Genomic DNA, 21,767 nt, shown 5'->3' with positions numbered 1-21,767 from the left:
GAAGAAACACGCTTTCAGAAAAACAGCTCTCTCCCGTTTCCCGTCTGCGGCCGTCTGGCCGCGGCACGGGGGACGTTTGCCCGAAAACACCCATCCACCGCCAGCCCCACGCTGCGGATCGAACAAGGAGCCAAAGATGTTGACCGAACGCCATCGCCATCGCCGCATCACCGCCACCCCCTTGTCCATCGCACTCGGCCTGGCCGTCGCGGTGGTCGGCAGTGCCAGCGCCCAGGACGCAACGCCCGATACCAAGGCCACCGAGCTGTCGCGCATCGAGGTGACCGGCTCCAACATCCGCCGCAGTGATGTGGAAACCGCCTCGCCGGTGCAGGTGATCAGCAAGCAGGACATCGAGAACATGGGTGCGCGCACCCTGCTGCAGGTGCTCGACAATCTGCCGGCGGCACGTCCGGGTCAGCAGGATGCGCGCTCGCTGTTCACCGGTTCGGATGGTGCCTCGCAGGCCAACCTGCGCGGCCTCGGCGCACAGGGTACGCTGGTGCTGCTCAATGGCCGTCGCCTGTCCTACTACGGCGCGCCGGCCGGCTTCCAGACCCAGTTCGTCAACATCGATGCAATCCCCGCTGCAGCGATCGAACGCATGGAAGTGCTGACCGACGGTGCCTCGGCCGTGTACGGCACCGATGCGGTGGCCGGTGTGATCAACGTGATCACCAAGCGCTCCTACCAGGGCGCGGAGATCAATCTCACCACTGACAAATCCTCGCGGATCAGCTCCTACGGCGAACACCAGGGCAGCATCACCGCCGGCTTCGGCGACCTGGATGAAGACCGCTACAACGTCTACGCCTCGGTGAACCTGTACCGGCGCGATGCGATTCCGCTGAGCGACTTCTACGACAAGCGGCCCGACCAGTACTACGTCAACAACCCGAACTACCTGCCCAACCTGCGTCTGGGGACCGGCAGCAAGCCGGGCGAGTTCAACCCGGGCAGCTACTTCGCCTTCGATCCGGTCACCGGCCGCCGCGTGCAGGAAGCCGCCCCGGGCTGCAACAACGTACTCACCAGCGAAGCGGCCGGCCCGCGCTGTATCTGGGAGACGTGGATGAACAACGAGATCGACGCCGGCGCCAAGTCCGAGCGCAACACCGCCTACGTCAACGCCCACTTCCTGATCGGCGACAGCACCGAAGCCTTCGCCGAAGCCACGTACACCGACATCGACCTGACCGCCAACGGCGGTACGCCGCGTGCCTACGGCACCACCACCGGCAACCCGACCAGCTGGTTCTCGCGCAATACCGGCACCACGGTCAACCAGTTCCTGTATCCGTACCTGGGCCCGAACAACGAATACAACAACGCCTCGCCCGAACTGAAGGCACTGATGGGCGGCGTGGTCGGCCTGCAGTACCTGTTGCAGGACGTGGGCGCCAACCACTTCGGCCAGCGCAACACCGATCAGAGCTATCGGGTGGTGGCCGGAATGCGCGGTGATGTCGGCGACTGGAACTGGGAAACCGCCTTCGCCACCGCCGGCAGCCACTCGGTCACCTACCAGACCACCAACGTGAATCTGGCCGGCTTCGAAAAGGCCTTCGGCCCGTACTCCGTCGATCCGGGTACCGGCCGCGTCATCATCTCCGACCACCCGGCCTACAAGTTCGGCGAGATCAGCGAGGCCAACGCCGCGCTGATCCGCGAAGCATTCCCGACCTTCGACATCCAGTCCTGGACGCGCCTGCATACGCTGGATGGCAAGATCGAAGGTCCGCTGTTCCAGATGCCGGCCGGTGAAGTGCGTGCAGCCTTCGGCTTCAACGCCAGCCGCGAAACCTTCTACACCCCGGGCAACCCGGATGCGGCAAACGGCCTGATCACCCAGCAGGGCGGCTCGTGGTTCGACGGCAAGCGCAACACCTATGCGCTGTTCGCCGAGACAGTGGCGCCGCTCACCGAGAAGCTGGAACTGGACGCCGCACTGCGCGTGGACAAGTACCCGGACTTCAGCGCCAACCTGGCCCCGAAGATCGGCCTGAAGTACCAGATGTTCGATCAGCTGATGCTGCGCGGCACCTACTCCACCGGCTTCCGCGCGCCCAGCCTGGCCGAGTCCGGCAACGGCGGCGTGTTCGCCCAGTTGGGGGGCTACCGCGATGAAGTGCGCTGCAACGAGACCAACGCGATCGCCAACCTGCTGTTGCGGTCGCAGCGCGGCGGTGACGTGGACCTGGGCAAGTCCCTGCTCAATACCGACTGCAGCCGCACCGTGGCGCGCATGACCCAGCCGAACCCGGACCTGAAGCCGGAGAAGGCCAAAATCACCACCCTCGGCTTTGTCTACGAGCCGACGCAGTGGCTCTCGGTGTCGGCCGATTACTGGTTCATCTACCGCAGCAATGAAATCGTTGCCCCGGATTTCACCCGCGACGAGGACATCATCTCTTCCACCCGTTCGCCGATCACCGAAAGCGACCGCGCCAACCTGGCCGCGCTGGCGGCGATGTGCGCCGACCCGGCCAGCGGCGTCGCCTGTCCCGGCACGCTGCCCGGCTACAGCGTGGGCAACGTGGCCAGCGTGGTGGGCCAGTACAAGAACCGTGGCAAGACCCTGATCGACGGCTTCGACATCGACGCCCGCAGCCGCTTCTCGCTGGGCGAGTGGGGCAACCTCAACATCGGCGTGGCCGCCACCATCGCCAACCGCAACCGTTCTTACCTGGATGATGAAAGCGGCTGGTACTACGGCGACCTGGTCGGCTATTACAACAACCCGCGCCTGCGCGCCACGTTGAACGCGGACTGGAGCTACAAGCAGGTCACCACCAGCGTCTTCGTCAATTACGTGGGCGGCACCAAGTGGGCGCTGCAGCAGATCGACGAGGAAGACAACAACCCGCAGACCTGCACCGCCGGCTACCTGCCGGTGGAGCAGAGCAAGTGCGATGGCGCCCCGTCGTGGTGGACCGCCAACCTGAGCGTGGCCTGGCGCCCGGATGCCCACTGGAACGTCGGTTTCACCATCAAGAACCTCTTCGACCGCCTGCCGTTCTATGACCCGAACAGCTTCCTCGGCGATTCCAGCGACTACGCCACCATCTTCGGTCGCGGCTACAGTCTGACCGTCGGCTACAAGTTCTGATGCTCCCCTCGCGCCGGTCCTGGCCGGCGCGATCTTCACACGAGGTACTGTCCATGAAACGCAGAGAATTCATCGCCGCCAGCGCGGCCGTCGCCGCCACCAGCCTGCTGCCGAACACGCCCGCCTGGGCGCGCGGTCGCAAGGTACGGCTGGGCCTGATCGGCACCGGCATGCGCGGCCAGGTATTGTTGAAGGAACTGGTCCGCCGCGATGACGTGGAGGTGGTCGCGCTGTGCGACATCGAGCCGATCATGCTCAAGCGCGGCATGGACATGGTCGCCAAGGCCGGCAAGCCGGCGCCCAAGGCGTATGGTCAGGACGGCGACGTCAACGCCTGGAAGCGGCTGATCGAGCAGCGCGGCCTGGATGGCGTGGTCATCGCCACGCCCTGGGAATACCACGCGCCGATGGCGATCGCGGCCATGCAGGCCAAGGTCGCGGTGGGCTGCGAAGTGGTCGCCGGCATCACCCTGCAGGACCACTGGGACGTGCTCAAGACCCAGCTGTCCACCGGCACGCCGTACATGTTGCTGGAGAACGTCTGCTATCGCCGCGATGTGATGGCCGCGCTGCAGATGGTGCGCCAGGGACTGTTCGGGGAACTGGTGCACCTGCAGGGCGGCTACCAGCACGACCTGCGCGGGGTGAAGTTCAATTCCGGCGACCCCAGCCAGCCCTACGACAGCGGCGTGGAGTTCGGTGCCAAGGGATGGTCCGAAGCACGCTGGCGCACCGAGCATTCGGTGAAGCGCAACGGTGAGCTGTACCCCAGCCACGGCATCGGCCCGTGCGCGATGTACACCGGCATCAACCGTGGCAACCGTTTCACCCACATCAACGCGTTTGCCAGCAAGGCACGTGGGCTGCATGAATACACCGTGGCCAAGAGCGGTGGCACGACGCACCCGAGCACCAAGGTCAATTTCAAGCTCGGCGACATCGTCACCACCACCCTGGCCTGCGAAAACGGCGAGACCATCCTGCTGCAGCACGACACCTCGCTGCCGCGCCCGTACTCGATGGGCTTCCGCGTGCAGGGCACCAAGGGCCTGTGGATGGATGTGAACCAGTCCATCCACATCGAAGGCCGCAGCCCGCCGCACAAGTGGGAACCGTTCCAGGCCTACCAGGACCAGTACGAGCATCCGCTGTGGAAGCAGCATGCCGATACCGCTGCCAGCGCCGGCCACGGTGGCATGGACTGGTTCGTCATCCATGCCTTCGTGGAGGCTCTCAAGGCCAGGGCACCGATGCCGATCGACATCTACGACGCGATCACCTGGAGCGCGATTACGCCGTTGTCCGAGCAGTCCATCGCCAACAGCTTCCAGACGCTGGAGTTCCCTGACTTCACCGCCGGGTTGTGGAAGCAGCGCAAGCCGATCTTCGCCTTCGACGGATCGTACTGAGCGGCATCGCCCGCCATCGTCCTGTCACGGACGGGTCGCACAGTAATCGCCCACCGGGCCGCCCTGCGCGGCCCGGTTCCATTTCGGGGACGGGCAGCATGACGGCAGTGGCGGAACATACGTATGGGTGGAAAGAGCGGCTGCACCGCTGGTGGCAGCGGGCCCACCGCTGGAGCGTGTTGGGTGGGCTGGTCGTTGCTGGCGCCGCGACGGCCGCCGATGCCGCGCCTGCGCACTGGATGGCCTATGCCGCGCAGTCGGGTGAGGCGCTCTCGCAGCGCCTGAGCAACACCGGCGATCCGCGCGTGGAGCGGTTGCAGGCCCGTCTTGCCGAGCGCAAGGATCCGGGTGCCGCGTTGACCGTGTCGTTGTGGATCGATGCCACCGGCAACATCATCGATAGCCGCTTCGCGTCACTGGGCGATGCCGTGGCAGATGCCGAGCTGCGTGCGCTGCTCAGTGCTGCGCCGTTGCCCGTCGCACCACCGCCGGACATGCGCCAGCCGTTGAATCTGGGGCTCTCACTCATCCCCACTGCGGCCGGCGACACGCCCATCCCCTGAGCGTCATCGTCCTGGCCTGACCGCTGGTGGCGGCGGGGGCGGACGCTGTGGTTGGGTGGATATGCCGAAGGTGTTGCCCATGCGTTGCTGGGTGGCCGCGCGATGGGCCAGCCCCAGCGCCGATGGCGGCTGGCGGACGATCAACAGCGAGCCGGGTGCCTGTACGGGTGCCGCCGAGGCCGGCGCAGGCGCGAGCAGCCGGCTGAAGCAATCGTAATCACGGATGCGCTCGCCGTTGACCTCCACCTCGATGCAGGCCGGCGCTGGGTCTGCCTGCGCGCGGGCGACCCAGGGCACGACCAGCAGGGCGATGCACAGGCCCGCTGCGGTAAGTGATCGAAGGTCCGGCATGGCTGTCACCGCTCTGCAATGAAACCGACCTAACGTGACCGGCTTGGCGTTGTGATGCTGGCGCGTCTTGCATGCAGTTTGATGACACCGGGGCGCATGACCAACAGGGGCGGGCAGGCAAACGCATCGGCGGCCGGCGCAGGAACTCTCTGCGCCCGTGTGGCTGGCTGTTTCTCCTGCTCGCGATGACCTGGCCGCCGGCGATGGCGCTGGCCCAGGACGCCATCGATGCCGCGCACACGCAGTACACGTTCGATGTTCCGGCGCAGCCGCTGCCGGAGGCCTTGCAGTTGTATGGGGAGATCACCGGGGTGGCGGTACTGATCGATGCCCGCTTGTTGGGTGGCCTGCGTTCGACCGCGCTGTCGGGGCGGTACGCCCGGCGCGACGCGTTGCAGCGGATGCTGGGCGGTACCGGACTCGTTCCGCATTTCGTGGAGAACGGTGCGTTCACGCTGGTGCCGGTGGGATCCGTGGCCGCCGACGAGCTGCTGCCCGATGCCACACCCATGCGTGCACCGTCCCTGCCCGAGCGGACCCGCCAGCGCGGTGCCCGGGTGATCCAGCACTCGCTGGAGCAGGCGCTGTGCGGCACGGCATTGACGCGGCCGGGTGACTACCGGGCGAGCGTGCGCTTCTGGCTGACCGAACGGGATCAACGCATCCGCGCACCGGAGCTGCTGGAATCCACCGGTGACCTGGCACGCGACACGGCGATCGTCAGTCGCCTGCGCGACCTGCCGTTACCGGGCCTTCCGGCTGGCCTGCCACAACCCATCACGCTGCTGTTGCTGCCTGAAACACCGGGCGCGACGCCGCCGTGCCGGGCCCGCTGATGACCGGTCTGCGCACCCTGTTCCTGGATCACTACGAAGCCTTCCGCAAACGCCTGCGGCGCCGGCTGGGCTCGGATGACCTGGCCATGGACGCGCTGCAGGAGACCTGGCTGCGGGTGGAGCGCATGGGCAGTACGCAGCCGCAGCGCAACCCGGTGGCCTACCTGTTCCGCATGGCGGTCAATGCCGCTACCGACCAGCGCATCGCCCACGGCCGGGTGCTGACCGGTGCCGAGGTGGAGGCGCTGATGGATGAAGCCCCGGATTACCTGGACCCGTCCGATGTGGCGCACGGGCGTTCCGAGCTCGCGGCGCTGGCCGATGCCCTGCGCGAGCTGCCCGAGCGCCAGCGCGCCATCCTGATCGCCGCGCGTATCGACCAGCAGCCCATCGATACCATCGCCGACCAGCACGGGGTCTCCTCACGGATGGTCGGCAAGGACCTCAAGAAAGCCCTGCAGCATTGCGCAGGACGGCTGGACCGGCCGCTGGTGCAGCGTTTCGGTCCCGGGGCGGGAAAACCGTCATGACTGATATGAAGACCTCCGTATCCCCATCGCCCGCTGATGTGCAGGCGCAAGCGCATGACTGGCTGCTGCGCCTGCAGACCGGCCCGGTGACGGCTGCCGACGCGGACGCGTTCCGACGCTGGCGTGCGCTGGATCCCCGTCATGCCGTGGCCTTCGCCCGGGCACGCCGGCTGTGGTCGGCGCTGGCGCCGGCGCTGCAGGCCAGTACGGGTCCGGCCGAGGCCACGGTGCCGAACGCCGGCGTGCCGCTGCCCGCATCCGCAACCGTCCTCCCGGTACGGCAGCGCCCCCGTCGTTTCAATCCAGGCCGACGTGCGTTTTTGGGCGGCGCTGCCGCTGCCGCCGCGGTCGGCTGGGTAGCGGTGCAGTCGCCGCTGGGGCTGTGGCCGGCGCTGGACGCGCTGGGTGCCGACTACCGCACCGCGACCGGCGAGCGCCGCGACCTCAGCATCGGCAGCGTGGCCGTGGCCATGGCCGCGCGCACCACGATGCGCCGTCCCGCCGATGGCTCGGCCGGGATCGTGGTGAGCCAGGGCGAAGCCCAGTTCGCGGTGCCGGCCTCGGCCGCTGCCAGCTTCGTGATCGGTGTCGACGGTGCGCGACTGATGCCGGCCCCGGGTGCGCGGGTGAACGTGCGCTGCGTCGGTGGCGACATCCGCATCACCTGCCTGGCCGGGCGAGCCGAACTGGTGCGGGGCGCGCGTACCGTGGTGCTGCAGCCCTCCTGGCAGGCACGCCTGACGGCGGACCGGATCGCTTCCGTGGCGCCGGTCGCGGCCGACACCATCGACGCCTGGCGGCGCGGCTGGCTGGTCTTCGATGATCAGCCGCTGCAGGACGTGGTGGACGAAATCAACCGCTACCGCACCGGCCGTATCGTGCTGACCGGCAGCGCATTGCCGGCACGGCGCGTACAGGCGCGCATCCCTTTGGCGCGCATCGATACCTTCATCGATCTGGTGCGCGATGCCTATGGTGCAAAGGTGGTGAGCATGCCCGGTGGCGTCGTGCTGTTGAGCTGAGCGGCGCGTGCGCAGATGAATTTTTTGTTGCAACGGTTCAGTCGTTGTCACCTGCCCCCGTCTTATCCCTCGTAACAAGCGCAACGCATTGCACTGCCACGCTCGCTCCTGCCATGGACGGGATCGCGCTGCAGGACGGCAGCACGCGCTTGCCCTTATCAGCGAACGATATTGCGACGGGTGACAGCGATGGTGAAGCAGCAGAGCGGTTCGATCGGATGCACGGCCCCGCAGGTGCCGCAGGTGCGCGCGCTGTCGCAGGCCATCGCGGTGTTGCTGATGGCCGGTGGCGTCGCGGCGGGCGTCAACGCGCAGCAGGCCTTCAGTCCGGCATGGTTCGCCAACAAGGGCGTGCAGCAGCAGACCGCCGCGCAGACCGGCCGCCTGCCGAACGGCATGCCGTCCAACCTGGTGCGTACCGACCAGCAGGCGCAGCAGGCCCGCGACACGCTGAAGACCTCGCTGGAGAACCTCAACACTGCCGCGCAGGCGATCGCCATGCAGCAGCGCATGCAGCAGACCGCCCGCGATGCCGCGCGGCTGCGCGCCGGCCAGGTGCCCGATGGGCTGGGCGAGGGCGGGCTGAAGATCGATGACGACACCCTGACGCGCGGCTGGTTCAACGCCAGCGCTCCGACCCAGAGCAGCAAGGACGGCACCACCACCGTCAGCATCGCGCAGACCGGCGACAAGGCCATCCTCAACTGGGAGACCTTCAACGTCGGCCGCAACACCGTGGTCGATTTCGACCAGCAGGCGAGCTGGTCGCTGCTCAACCGGGTCAATGATCCCAACGCGCTCCCGTCGCAGATCCTCGGCCGCATCCAGGGCCAGGGCACGGTGATGCTGGTCAACCGCAATGGCGTGGTGTTCGACGGCAGCAGCCAGGTCAACGTCAAGAACCTGGCCGCCTCGGCGGTCAACATCAGTGATGCGCAGTTCCGCAAGGGTCTGTACAGCGACGCGCAGGGCAATGCCTTCATCCCGACCTTCGGCAACGAACTGACCACCACCACCAACGGCTTCGCCCATGGTGCGGCCACCGGTGACGTGGTGGTGGAGCGCGGTGCGCAGATCACCACGGCGGTGCCCACCTCGGTCACCGAAGGCGGCGGCTACGTGCTGCTGCTCGGCCGCCAGGTGCACAACCACGGCCAGATCACCACCGCCAATGGCCAGACCACGCTGGCCGCCGGCGATGCGTTCGTGATCCGCAAGGGCATGGGCACCGACCAGAACCAGACCTCCACCACCCGTGGCAACGTCGTCACCACGCTGCGCAAGCCGGTGGCAGCCGATGCCGTCGTGGCCATCGCCAGTGGCGTGGTCAGCAACAGCGGCCTGATCCAGGCCAGCACCGGCGACATCACCCTGGCCGGCCATGACGTGCGGCAGCAGGGTGCAGTGGTGTCGACCAGCTCGGTGCATACCCGCGGCACCGTGCATCTGCAGAACGAACGTGCCGATACCACCGGCAGCGTCCTGCTGGACCAGGGCAGCACCACCGCGATCGTGCTCGATGCCAGCGCCACCACCGCGCTGGACGTCCAGCGCGAAACGCTGGTGCAGGAATCGGACAAGGTCGGCGACGGTATCGCCCATCGCCGCGACCAGTCGCTGGTGCAGATCAGTACCGGCGGCAAGGTCGCCTTCGATGACGACAGCCTGACGCTGGCGACGGGCGGGCAGATCTTCGTCGACGCCGCCGACAGCGAGGTCCGCCAGGGCGCGCGCCTGGACGTGGCCGGCTACGTCGGGGTCAAGATCGCGATGGAGGCCAACAACGTCCAGATCAACGTGCAGGGCAACGAGCAGCGTGACGCCGCGCTCAACCGTGACGACAAATCGCTCAACAGCAGGAACATCTGGCTTGACCGCCGCGACCTGGTCCTGGTTCCGGCCGGCACCAACGGCTATGAGACCGATCGCTGGTACACCGCCGGTGGCCTGCTGGAAGTCGGCGGCTACCTCGGGGTGACCGGCCACGGCATCGGTGAGTGGTCGGCGCAGGGCGGGACCGTGCAGTTCTCCGGCGGCAACGTGACCACGCAGCGTGGCTCGAACATCAACCTCTCCGGTGGCGCGCTGGACGTGCAGACCGGCTACGTCAACCTGACCCACCTCAAGGGCGCCGACGGCAAGCTCTACAACGCCTCCACCGCGCCGGGCGATCTGCTCTACAGCGGGCTGTACCGCGGGTTCGAAGATACCCATGCACGCTGGGGCAATACCGAGTTCTACTACAACCCGCTGATCGCACCGCAGCGCAGGCTGGAGAACGGCTACACCGTCGGCCGCGATGCCGGCCGGCTGATCGTCGCCACCCGTGCAGCGCAGCTGCAGGGCGACGTGGACACCACGACCTTCCAGGGCGACCGCCAGCAACGCGCCCGCGATGCCGCGCTGGATGGCTACCAGCAGGGACAGACCAGCGTTGCACGCCAGGGTCAGCTGGTGATCGGCAGCTACCTGCCGTACTACGACAAAAACAGCGGCCAGCAGCGTTTCGGCCCGGCCGCATTGGCCGAACATGTGGCCATCGGTGGCGATGCAGCCAGTGTCTCCGGCATCGGCGTCATCGGTCTGGACGCGGCCTGGCTCAACGCGCAGCGCTTCGGCGGCGTGGAGGTGTACGCGCACGCCGGCATCGATGTCGACCAGGCGCTCGAGGTTGCGCTGGGCGGCACGATCGCCCTGCATGCCAGCGATGTCCGCATCAACGCCGACCTGCGCGCCAGGGGCGGCAGCATCGCACTGGGTGACATGGTCGTGCAGCGCACCTCGAGCGGCATCGAGTGGCAGGATCTGCCGATCAGCGCGCGTCCCGGCGATACCCTGCTGCACCAGGTGCTGGTCGGCGATGGCGTGACCCTCGATGCGCGTGGCCTGTGGACCAACCAGGCGCAGGACCCGGCGGCCATCGGCGGACTGCCGTTCCTCGACGGCGGCAGCGTGGCGGTGCGCAGCACCGGCAACGTGGCCCTGGGCAAGGGCAGCGTGATCGACGTGTCCTCCGGTGCGGCCATGGGCGAGGAGGGCGATGTAACCGGGGGCAAGGGCGGCAGCGTCACCCTGGCCGCAGGGCAGAACATGGGGAGCGGCGTGCTGTCGCTGGATGGCAGCATCCGAGCCCACGGCATGAAGGGCGGCGGGGCGCTCAACATCGAGAACGGCACGATGGTCAGCATCGGCGGCGACGTGCCGGATGCGATCGAGCAGCTGGCCGCCGGCCAGGCCAGCACGCTGCCGGTACGCCTGGCCGCCGACGTCACGCTCCAGCCGGGCGACGTGATCCCGCTGAGCTTCTCCATCACCATTACCCATGTGGCCGGCGGCAAACCGATGCCGCTCACGATCCGGCCCGAGGTCAGCAGCACCAAGCCGGTGACCACCCAGGCACCGTGGCTGTTGCCGGCTGCCGTGCAGCTGGCCGACTACGGCCCGGTCCGGTCCGCCGGCGAGATCCTGCCGGCAGGCACCACCCTGTGGACCATCACCGACCTGCCGGCCGGCTATGTGGTGCCGGCCAATGTATTCCCCGGTGGTCTGCCGATTCCGGCACAGACCTCCCGTTATGTCGCCGGTACCGTGGCCACTGCCGCGGTCACGGTCCCGGCCGGCACCCGCCTGCCGGTCGGCACGGTCTGGCAGCGCGATGTGCCGGTGCAGTCGTTCCTGGCGCTGGACACCGGTCTGTTCCAGAGCGGCTTCAAGCAGTACAACGTGGTGGGCCGCGATGGCGTCAAGGTGGTCGAGGGGGCGCACCTGGACGTGGCGATGCCGATGCTGCAGGTCGACCTCGCTGCCGCGCGTGCGCTGGCCACCGGTGCCGATCCTGCCGATGCCCTGTCGGTCTGGCTGCCACCGCTGCAGCAGGACGATCCGAAAAGCGGCGAGGTCATTCTGCGCAAGGGCGCCGGGCTGTCACTGACCGCCGGCACGCCGCAGAACGCGGCCGACCTGGAGATCGGCCGCAACAGCCGGATCAACGTCGATCCCGGCCAGGCCATCACCCTGACCGGCAACGCACAGATCACCCTCGACGGTGCCCTGCAGGCCCGCGGTGGACGCATCACGGTACTTGGCGGTGACCTGGGCGAAGGCAGTCTGCTCAACCTGCCCAAGGGCACGCCCAACGCGCGCTCGATCTGGATCGGTGAGCAGGCCGTGCTGGACGTGTCCGGCATGGCCTATACGGCCCTGGATGAAGCCGGCGGTCGGCACGGCCAGGTGCTGGCGGGCGGCACGATCGAGATCGGCGCACGGCATGACCTCGCATCGCGCAACCTCCCGGCGATCGATGCATTCGTGGTGGTGCGCGAGGGCGCCCGCCTGGACGCCTCCGGTGCGCAGGCGGTGCTGGACCTGCCCGATCTCGGCACGACCCCCATTGCCAGCCACGGCGGCATCATCGCGCTGAGTGCCAGCAATGGGCTGTTCGTTGACGGCACCCTGCATGCCGCCGCCGGTGGCAGCGGCGCGCGCGGTGGCACGTTGGCGCTGAATCTTGAAACGCCGATCTACGGGCCGGTCGAGCGCTTCAGCGGCAAGGGCATCGAGGTCGCCGACGGCGTGCGCGTCCCGCGTGAGCTGGTGATCGAACAGCACTACAGCGGCAGCGGCCTGGGCACGGAGGCCGTCGCCGGCGAGCTCGATCCAACCCTGGTCTATGGCAAGGCCCGCTACGGCGTGGACGCGATCCAGGCCGGTGGCTTCGATACCGCTTCGCTGTACGTCAATGGCCTGCTGAGCTTCGATGGCGATGTAGCGCTCGACATGCGCCAGGCGTTGTACCTCACGGCCAGCGCTCTGGGGCTCTCCACGGATGCCACGCGCGACAGCCAGGTGCATTTGGCCGCACCGTACCTGCGCCTGGCCGGCTCGGCGCGCCGCCAGCCGGACAACACCATCATGCCCAACCCGGTCACCGGCTCGCGCAATATCAGCCCGGCGTCCGGTTCGCTGGGCGTGGCCGCGCTCGCCGACGCGGCGTCGATCACGCTCGCAGGCAGTCTGGTCGATGTGGTGGGCATGGTCGGCTTCGGCGCGAACGGTGAAATCGTGCAGAACGCGGTCGACCCGCTGGCGGTCAAGCGCGACGCGTTCGGCGCGGTGCGCATCGAAAGTCAGGGCGACCTGCGCCTGCGCGAGGCCGACCTGTTCTCGCCCGGCGACACCACCCTGGCGGCGGCGCAGATCTACGGCAGCGGCAATGTCACGGTGGGCCTGCGGACCCTGCTGAACGAATGGGGCACCCTCACGACGGAGTTGGATCCGGACCGCATGCTGGACATCCAGCGCATCGGCAATACCTTGCCGCCGCAGCCCTACAGCGTGTTCGGCACGATGCGTTTCAGTGCCGCCACCATCAACCAGGGCGGGGTACTGCGCGCACCGCTGGGCAACATCATTCTGGGGCGCGCCGATGGCACCGGCTACACCGGCGTGGTCAACCTGCTGCCGGGCAGCGTCACCTCGGTCAGCGCCAACGGCCTGGTGATGCCCTACGGCGGCACGGTCGACGGGCTGGTCTACAACTACAACGGCGTCGACGTGGCTTACCAGGGCGTGGGCGGTGAACCGGCGGTGGAGTTCCGCTCGCACGCGGTGAACGCCCAGGCCGGCGCGGTGCTGGATCTGTCCGGCGGCGGCGAGCTGACCGGCGCGGCGTTCCTCTCCGGTCGCGGTGGCTCCACCGATGCGCGCCTCAACCCGCTGGTGCAGATGGACCGCGATGGGTTCACGCTGCCGGGCCTGTCCACCAACCCGGTATACGCCATCCTGCCCGGGGTACAGGCTGGGCAGGCTCCGCTCGATGCCGAGCGCGGTGCCGGCGATCCGGCCATCGGCCAGCAGATCACCCTCGGCGCCGGCATCCCCGGGCTGCCGGCAGGCACCTATACGCTGCTGCCGTCCAGCTATGCACTGCTGCCGGGTGCCTTCCGCGTGGAACGCAACGGCCTTGCCGGCAGTGCCACCGCGTTCGGCACTACCCAGGCCATGCGCAACGGCTCGTGGAGCACCTCGGCGCGGCAGAGCATCGCCAACACCGGCAGCAGCGACACGCTCCCCACGCAGTGGGTGGTGACCGCCGCCGACACCCTGCGCACCTATTCGCAGTACAACGAAACCAGCTACGCCACCTTCGCGCTGCAGCAGGCCATGCGCGAGGGGGCGCCGCGCCCGCTGCTCGAACGCGACGCCAAGGCGGTCAATTTCATGGTGACCAGCCCGGATGTGGCCGGCTCGCTGGACCTGCCTTCGCTGCGGTTCAACGCCACGGTGCTGGATGTTCCCGCCACGGCGGGCACCGGTTCGGTCGCGCGTCTGTTCAATGCAACGAACTACGAAATTCTCGCCGACGGCACGGAAGCGACCGAGGACTTCGCGGGTATTTCCATGCATGCCAGCGAGCTGAACCGGGTCGGCGCAGCGCGCCTGGAAATCGGCGGCCGCCTGCGCAGCACCTACGCCAATCCGGCCAACGGCTCGCTGCAGTCGGCCAACGTGATCAACATCGATGGCGGCGGGTCCAGCAACAGCATCGTGATGCGTGCCGGTGCGCAGCTGGAGGCGGCGGAGGTCTTCCTGATGACTGGCCGCCAGGCGGGTGGCATCACCCTGGAACAGGGCGCGGGCATCAACACGCTGGGCCAGGGCGCCGCCGCCTATGACGCCGCGAAGGGTTACATCTATACGCCGGGCCGCTCTGCGCTGCTGGCCGTCTCCAACGGCCAGATCAACCTGCTGGCGCCGGAAGCGGTCGACGGCCAGGGCAACGGCGCCGGCGCGATCGAGATCGGCGCCTGCGCCGTGCTCAGCGGATGCGCGGGCACGACCCGTCTGTACTCCGAAGGCACCATCGCCACCGCGACCGACAACCGCTTCGTGCTGGGCGATGCGGTGCGCTATGGCACCCGCAACCTGGCACTGGCGGTCGGTGGCATCAACGTCGGCAGTGCCGAGGCGATCGCCGACGCCACCGCGCGCGGCACGCTGCCGGCCGGCATGACGCTCAACCAGGACGTGCTCAGTCGGCTGTTGCTGGGCGACACCAGCGTCGGCGCGCCGGCACTGGAAGCGCTGTCGCTGACCGCACGCGAGTCGGTCAACTTTTACGGCGATGTATCGCTGTCCACCTACGATGCAGTCACCGGCAAATCGGCGTTGCAGCAGCTGGTGCTGGGGACGCCTGCCATCTACGGTTATGGCGATGCCGATGCCGTGGCCCGCATCCACACCGATACCCTGATCTGGAGCGGTGCACTTGCGCCGGCCGGCAGCATCGTCGCCGACGGCCCGGGCACCGGCCACGGCCAGCTGGTGGTGGATGCCCGCGACATCGTGTTCGGCTACGGCCCGCGTACCCAGCCGGATACCGTACGCACGCAGGACCGCCTTGCGCTGGGCTTCGCCGGCGTGCACCTCAACGCCAGCGGCCGCGTGACCGCCAACCAGAAGGGCAGCCTGAGCATCTTCGAGACCCAGGGTGACTGGAATGCGGATACCCGCTCCTATGCCCGCAGTGGCGGCGAGCTGTTCCTCAACACGCCGCTGCTGACCGGCGCAGCCGGGTCGGTCAACACGATCACCACCGGGGGCAACCTGCATGTCACCGGCAACGGCGCGCCCGTCGCGCCCGACAACGCGACCCTGGCCGCCGCGCTGGGCGCGGAGATCGCGCTGGACAGCCGCGACGGCAGCCTGCTGCTGGACACCGCCGTGCTGCTGCCCAGCGGCAAACTGCGCCTCGCGGCGCAGGGCGACGTGCGCCTCGCCGATGGCGCGCAGCTGGACCTCGCCGGCCGCCGCATCGCTTTCTTCGACACCGCCAAGTACAGCTGGGGCGGTGACGTGCTGATCGACAGCCGGCAGGGCGACGTGCAGCAGGACAGCGGCGCGAAGATCAGCCTGGCCGCGCAGAACAACCGCGCCGGCACGTTCACTGCACACGCCGCCGCAGGCACCCTCGATCTGGCCGGCCAGCTGCTGGGCAGCAGCAGTGGGCATTACGACGCCGGTGGAACCGAGGTGCCGTACAGCGCCGGGCGCATCGACCTGCACGGCCAGGGGATCAACGATTTCAGTGGGCTCAATTCGCGCTTGACCCGCGATGGCGTCACCGGCGGGCGCAGCTTCCGCATCGGCGAGGGTGATCTTGCGCTGGGCGACGAAGTGGTGGCGCGTGAGGTGAACATCGCGTTGGACAACGGTCAGCTGTGGGTCAACGGCACCGTCGATGCCAGTGGCGAACAGGCCGGCAGCATCCGTCTGGCCGCGCGCAATGGCGTCACCCTGGGCAGCGCGGCCGTGCTGGATGCCAGCGCGAGCGTACTGCGCCGCGACAGCTACGGGGCGGCGATCGATGCGCCCAACCGCGCCACCATCGAGATCGATTCGGGGCGTGGCACGTTGGCCATCGCCAGTGGCGCACGCATGGACCTGCGCGTGGCCGGCAGCAGCAGGAATGTCGGCACGGTGGCGCTGAACGCGCCGCGCGTGGGCGGCAACGACGTGGCGATCGCGACCGGCGGCCCGATCAGCATCGACGGTGCGAAGACGATCCAGCTCAATGCCTTCATCACCGACAACAGCGCAGCGGCAGGCACGGAGGCCAGCACCCGCGGCGAGAGCTACCAGGTCATCGACCAGGCGTACCTGGACCGCCTGCATGCCCAGAGCACCACCTTCATCGACGCCGCACTCGCCAACAGCGCACTGGTCGACCAGCGCCTGGCGGGCCTGCGCGCGTACGGCGACGCGTTCCACCTGCGCCCGGGCGTGGAGGTCGTGGCCGACCTGGCGGTGAATGCAGACGGCAATCTGCACGTGGATGGCGATCTGGATCTGTCCGCGCACCGTTACGCCAGCCTCAACCCCGGCAGCCAGCGCACCGGCGTGCGCGGCTCCGGTGAGGCCGGTGCGCTGGTGCTGCGCGCGCAGGGCGACCTGGAGGTGTTCGGCAGCATCAGCGATGGTTTCGATGGCAATCGCCTGGGCACCACGTTCGACGACAACGGCTGGTACCTCACCGCCGGCCGCCAGCTGTTCGGCAGCGACGTGGTGGTTCCGCATGGCGGCTTGGTCACGCTCGCTGCCGGCACCGTGTTCAATTCGGGCAAGGTGCTCAACTACGACCTGCCCATCGGCGACATGCAGATGGCCGCCGGCACCCTGTTGCCCGCCGACGCCCGTCTCGCCCTGCCGCTGGCGCTGGCCAAGGGCACCGTACTGGGCGCGGCCGTCCACGATGCCTCCGGTGCGCTGCTGTATGCGGCAGGCACGGTCCTGGCCGATGCGGTCACGCTGCCGCAGGGCGCGCGTCTGTCGGCCGGCCTGCGCCTGCCGCTGGCCGCCCGCATCGCGGCGATGACCTGGCCGGCCGGGGTGGCCCTGCCGGCGTCGCCACTCGGCAATCTGGTCACCCTGGCCGCTGACCTGGGCCTGGCCAAGGGCGCCTTCATTCCCAGCGACACCGAGGTCAAGCTGCCTGGCGACGCCACCACGGTGAACCTGCGACCGGTGGACGCCGATGGCAACCAGGGTCGCATCTGGGCACTGGCGCCGATGCTGGCGGCCGGGTCGCAATCGTGGGACATCAGCCTGGTGGCGGGCGCCGATATGGCCGCCGCGGATCGCCTGACGGTGGATCCTGCCGGCACCGGCAGCCTGCGCCTGTCCGATCCGCATTACGGCCAGGGTGGCGCCGTGGTGGAGATTCCCGGGACCGGCTCGCCGGCGACGTACATGTGGGGAGATGTGGCCACGTTTGAACAGATGGTGATGGGATTCTTCGGCGAGTACATCCTCAGCTTCGTGCCGGTCGCGGGTGCGACATTCACCGCCGATGAAATCTCCGAGCTGATGATGTGGGGCTTGATCTGGAGTGGTCCGGAGAACCTCAACGACCTTGGATTCGACGGTCTGGCTGCCATCGACTCGCCAGAGGTTCCGCCGGACACCGAGTTCAGGACACTGCCCGGGCGTGAACAGTTGCCCAGCGTGGTGCGCACTGGTACCGGCGACCTGCGTCTGGTCTCCGGCAAGGACATCGCCACCACCTCGCTGTATGGCGTCTACACCGCCGGTACTCCGTCGGCTGCCTTGGCCGGCAACGGGGGCGATCCGTACAACCAGGCGCGCGCGCGCGTCGCACCCGGCAATGCCAATCCGCTTGGAAACAGCGTGCTGGGAGATGCCGGCGAGGTGTTCGAGCACCTTGTCGATGGCGGCAGCCAGAGCCTGTACCAGGCGTGGTATCCCGAAGCAGGTGGCAACCTGCTGCTGCGCGCCGGTAGCAATATCTCGGGCGACAGCATCGGGCGTCATGGAGCGCTGACGCGTACGGAAGCGCTGGGAATCGCCACACCGCGATTGAGCACCAGCGCATCGGTGGGCAACTGGCTGTGGCGACAGGGTACCGGCAGCGTGCAGACCGGTGCGGAAGGCCTGCCGACCGCATGGTGGATCAACTTCGGCACGTACGTTGCCGCACCCGACAACGCGAACTACGACAACAATTTCGTCAACATGCCGCAGCTGATCGGGTTCACCGGCTTCGGCACGCTCGGCGGTGGCAACCTGCTGCTGGAGGCGGGCGGCGATGCGGGCATGCTGCAAAGCCGCGGCGACCATGGCGCGGCGTACATCACCCGCAGCGCGGGCCTGAACCTGACCGTTGCCAGCACCGGCAGGGTCAGCGCCGATGGCGCGCTGGTACAGACCGGCGGCGGCGATCTGGACATCCGCATCGGCGGCGGCCTCAACGCCGACCCCGCGCTGCGCTCGTTCACGGGCAGCAACAGCGCCCCGGTGGCCAACGAGATCACCGTCAACGACGCGCAGCGACTGGACGTCAATGGCAGCTTCACCAACCTGCGCGGTGCACTGCGGCTGGAAGCCGGGTCGGTGGGCGGCGTGGAACTGCGCTACGGCAACCGCCAGGACGCCAAGGAGTCGCGTCCCTACGACGTGTATACCGCAACGGCCGCTACCGCAGCCGGTGGTCCGGTGCTGGTGCTCGGCGATGCCGGCGCCCGTCTGGATGCGCGTGGCGACCTGGTGCTGGGCACCGTCTCCGATCCGGGGCGGGTCGCCCAGTTCAACAATGGCACGCCCTTCAGCGTGGGCGGCAACGCTTACCAGGACGGCGGCTGGAGCTGGTTCTCGCTGTGGACCCCCTCCACCGCGGTGGACCTGATGGCCGCCGGCGGCAACCTGACGCCGTCGCTGGCGATGCAGGACCGCAACGCTGGCACCGACGCCCGGGCGACCGACGGCAATCACGTGTATCCCTCGGTCCTGCGCGCGGTGGCTGCCAGCGGCAGCATCTACTACGGTCGCGCCCGCACGGCCCCGACCGCCGGCACCAACAACGAGGACTTCGTGGCGGGCGTGGTACTGGCGCCGTCGCCGGTGAACGGGCAGTTCGACGCACAGGGCACCGGTCAACTGGAACTGCTCGCGGCCGGCTCGATCTATGCCAACGGCACCGGCTTCGGCACCTCCGGCGCAGACCCGACCGCGTTGCCCAATCCGTGGAATCCTGGCTTCGTCGGGCTGGGGCAGGAGATGTGGTACGGGCGTCAATTCCTGCACAACGTCAGTACCGGCGCCCTGGCGCCCAGCGTGCTGATCTCAGGCGACCGCCCCAACGGCTCCCTGCAGATCTATCCGCTGTTCTCCTTCACTTCGCCGACCGCGTCCGGTTACGTGCACGTTGGCCAGACGCCTTCGCGCTACTACGCGCTCCACGGCGACCTGGTCGGGCTGCGCAGCGGCAGCGTGGTCGATACCCAGTACGGCGTCTTCAACAACGGGGTCACCACCAATATCACCAGCACCTGGTACGACGGTGGCGGTGCCGTCGCCATCCGTGCCGGCCGGGATATCGTGAACTCGGGCACTCCGCTGGGTGCCTTTGACAACGTCGGCACGGTGTTTGGCAATGCCGATGGTGCGCTGGGCTGGATGGGCACCATCAACCGCGGCGATCCTGCCGCCGAGCCCCGGCCCACGGCGATCGCCAGCGGTACCGCACGCGGCAACCTGATCGTGCATACCAGTGCCGACGACGTGTCGGTCGTGCAGGCCGGGCGCGACATCCGCTTCAGCACGTTCTACGTCGCCGGCCCCGGGTTGCTCGACATCAGCGCCGGGCGCGACGTGTACATGGCTGACAAGGGCGAACTGCGCAGCCTGGGACCGGTCACCGGCGCCACGCCCGGCGACCGCAGCAGCGGCGCCAGCATCGCGGTGGCGGCCGGTCTTGGCGAGCGCGGCGCGGATTGGAACGCCTTTGCCGCGCGCTATCTGGATGCGGCCAACCTCGCCGATCCCGGCCGCGCACTGGGCGATCAGGATGGCAAGGTCGTCCGTGTCTATGGCGGCGCGGTGTCGCTGGCGCAGTGGCTGCAGGCGCAGTTCGGCTACGGCGGCGATGAGGCCGGTGCCGCCGCGTTCCTGGCACAACAGCAGCAGGCCCTGGACCAGGCGCACGCAACGGCGGTGGCCAGCGGCGGCACGGCCGCCAGCCGCGATCTCGCCCGGGAGTTCAAGCTGGAGAGCCAACTGCACCTGGTCAATTGGCTGACCGGCCGCTTCGGGGGCGCCAACGGACGCGGCCTGCACTTCGACGCCGCCAGCATGGACGCGCAGGCGTTCTTCGCCGCGCTGCCCGCCGAGCAGCAGAGCGCGTTCCTGCGCAACGTGTACTACGCGGAGCTGAAGGCTGCGGGGCGTGAGTACACCGCGGTCGATGGCCCACGCGAGGGCAGCTACCTGCGCGGCCGCGAGGCGATCGCCACGCTGCTGCCGACCAAGGATGCCAAGGGGGGCGAGATCGCCTACCAGGGCGACCTGACCATGTTCAGCAGTGCGCTGTATTACGAGGGCGTGCTCGAATCGGCGGCGGGCCGCCGCCCGAAGCCGGGTCAGACCTACCTGAGCGAAGCGGACTGGATTGCCGCCGGTCGCCCCACCACCGGGGTGCGCTACTACCGTGTCAACGACGCCGGTATCCACACCGATTTCGGCGGCGACATCCATCTGCTGGTGCCCGGCGGTCGCACCCTGGTGGGCGTGGATGGTGGCTTCCTGCCGGGGGCCGGTTCCGGTGTGCTCACCCAGGGCGAGGGTGACATCAACATCTACTCGCGCGGCAGCCTGCTGCTCGGGCAGAGCCGCATCTTCACCACCTTCGGCGGCAACATCCTGGCGTGGTCGGCCGAGGGCGACATCAATGCCGGCCGCGGCAGCAAGACCACGGTGGTCTACACCCCGCAGCGCCGCGTCTACGACACCGTCGGCAACGTCGCGCTGTCGCCGAACACCCCCAATACCGGTGCGGGCATCGCCACCCTCAACCCGATCGCGGAGATTCCGCCGGGTGACATCGACCTGATCGCGCCGCTGGGCACCATCGATGCAGGCGAGGCCGGCATCCGCGTCTCCGGAAACGTCAACCTGGCCGCGCTGCAGGTGCTCAATGCCGACAACATCCAGGTACAGGGCAAGGCAGTGGGCATTCCGGTGGTCGCGGCGGTCAACGTCAGTGCGCTGACCTCGGCCAGCGCGGCGGCGAACACCGCAGTGCAGGCGGCGCAGGAGATGGTCAAGCGCCAGACCCAGCAGACCCGCCCCTCCACGATCAGCGTGCAGGTGCTGGGCTTCGGCAGCGAAACCAGCAGCGTGGCACCGCCGAAGCACGAGGACCGCTACGACCCGGACAGCGTGGTGCAGGTGGTCGGCATGGGCGAGTTGAGCATCGAGCAGCGCGCCCGCCTCGATGCTGCGACGACGAAGCGACAGTGATGACGACGTCTTTCCTGCCTCTGGCCAGCGCGCGTGGCCAACGCCATGCGCGCGCACGCAACTGGCTTGCCGGTGCAACGGCGCTGTTACCGCCGTCGCGCACGCTCACCTCCTGCGCATCTGAATCCCTTTCCG

8 protein-coding genes are annotated in these 21,767 nt (G+C 68.4%); 7 read left to right on the top strand and 1 reads right to left on the bottom strand.

What is annotated here, in order from left to right; genetic code table 11:
* The first annotated feature begins 136 nt into the window (after positions 1-136).
* From ABE546_RS08870 to ABE546_RS08860, 3 genes are all read left to right on the top strand, one after another.
* The gene (locus tag ABE546_RS08870; RefSeq protein ID WP_313219383.1) at positions 137-3,109 is read left to right on the top strand and encodes a TonB-dependent receptor; all 2,973 of its coding nucleotides are present in this window, start codon (positions 137-139) and stop codon (positions 3,107-3,109) included.
* A gap of 53 nt (positions 3,110-3,162) precedes the next feature.
* Positions 3,163-4,518, top strand: a complete 1,356-nt coding sequence (locus ABE546_RS08865) for a Gfo/Idh/MocA family oxidoreductase (protein WP_346463354.1) — start codon at positions 3,163-3,165, stop codon at positions 4,516-4,518.
* A gap of 107 nt (positions 4,519-4,625) precedes the next feature.
* Positions 4,626-5,081 (top strand): hypothetical protein, encoded by a 456-nt coding sequence (locus tag ABE546_RS08860; protein WP_346463352.1) that lies wholly within the window; start codon positions 4,626-4,628, stop codon positions 5,079-5,081.
* 3 nt (positions 5,082-5,084) lie between these two features.
* Here ABE546_RS08860 and ABE546_RS08855 read toward each other — a convergent pair whose 3' ends face one another.
* Positions 5,085-5,432 (bottom strand): hypothetical protein, encoded by a 348-nt coding sequence (locus ABE546_RS08855; RefSeq protein ID WP_346463350.1) that lies wholly within the window; start codon positions 5,430-5,432, stop codon positions 5,085-5,087.
* 71 nt (positions 5,433-5,503) lie between these two features.
* Between ABE546_RS08855 and ABE546_RS08850 the strand changes: the two genes are divergently transcribed.
* The 4 genes from ABE546_RS08850 (at position 5,504) to ABE546_RS08835 (ending at position 21,632) form a co-directional block, all read left to right on the top strand.
* Positions 5,504-6,268: an STN domain-containing protein gene (locus ABE546_RS08850; protein ID WP_346463349.1), complete on the top strand. Its 765-nt coding sequence runs from the start codon at positions 5,504-5,506 to the stop codon at positions 6,266-6,268.
* A complete protein-coding gene (locus ABE546_RS08845) occupies positions 6,268-6,798 on the top strand; it encodes a sigma-70 family RNA polymerase sigma factor (protein WP_346463347.1) in 531 nt (176 codons plus the stop codon). Before ABE546_RS08850 ends, ABE546_RS08845 begins: the two co-directional genes overlap by 1 nt.
* On the top strand, positions 6,795-7,820 hold the full coding sequence (locus ABE546_RS08840; RefSeq protein WP_346463345.1) for a DUF4880 domain-containing protein: 1,026 nt from the start codon (positions 6,795-6,797) through the stop codon (positions 7,818-7,820). The genes ABE546_RS08845 and ABE546_RS08840 overlap by 4 nt, the downstream gene beginning before the upstream one ends.
* Positions 7,821-8,009: 189 nt before the next feature.
* Positions 8,010-21,632 carry a filamentous hemagglutinin family protein gene (locus ABE546_RS08835; protein WP_346463343.1) on the top strand — a complete coding sequence of 4,541 codons (13,623 nt, stop codon included), beginning with the start codon at positions 8,010-8,012 and terminating at the stop codon, positions 21,630-21,632.
* The last annotated feature ends 135 nt before the right edge of the window (positions 21,633-21,767 follow it).

The organism is Stenotrophomonas sp. TWI377, from assembly GCF_039674525.1.
Lineage (GTDB): Bacteria > Pseudomonadota > Gammaproteobacteria > Xanthomonadales > Xanthomonadaceae > Stenotrophomonas.
This window is presented reverse-complemented; position numbering and strand designations above follow the sequence as displayed.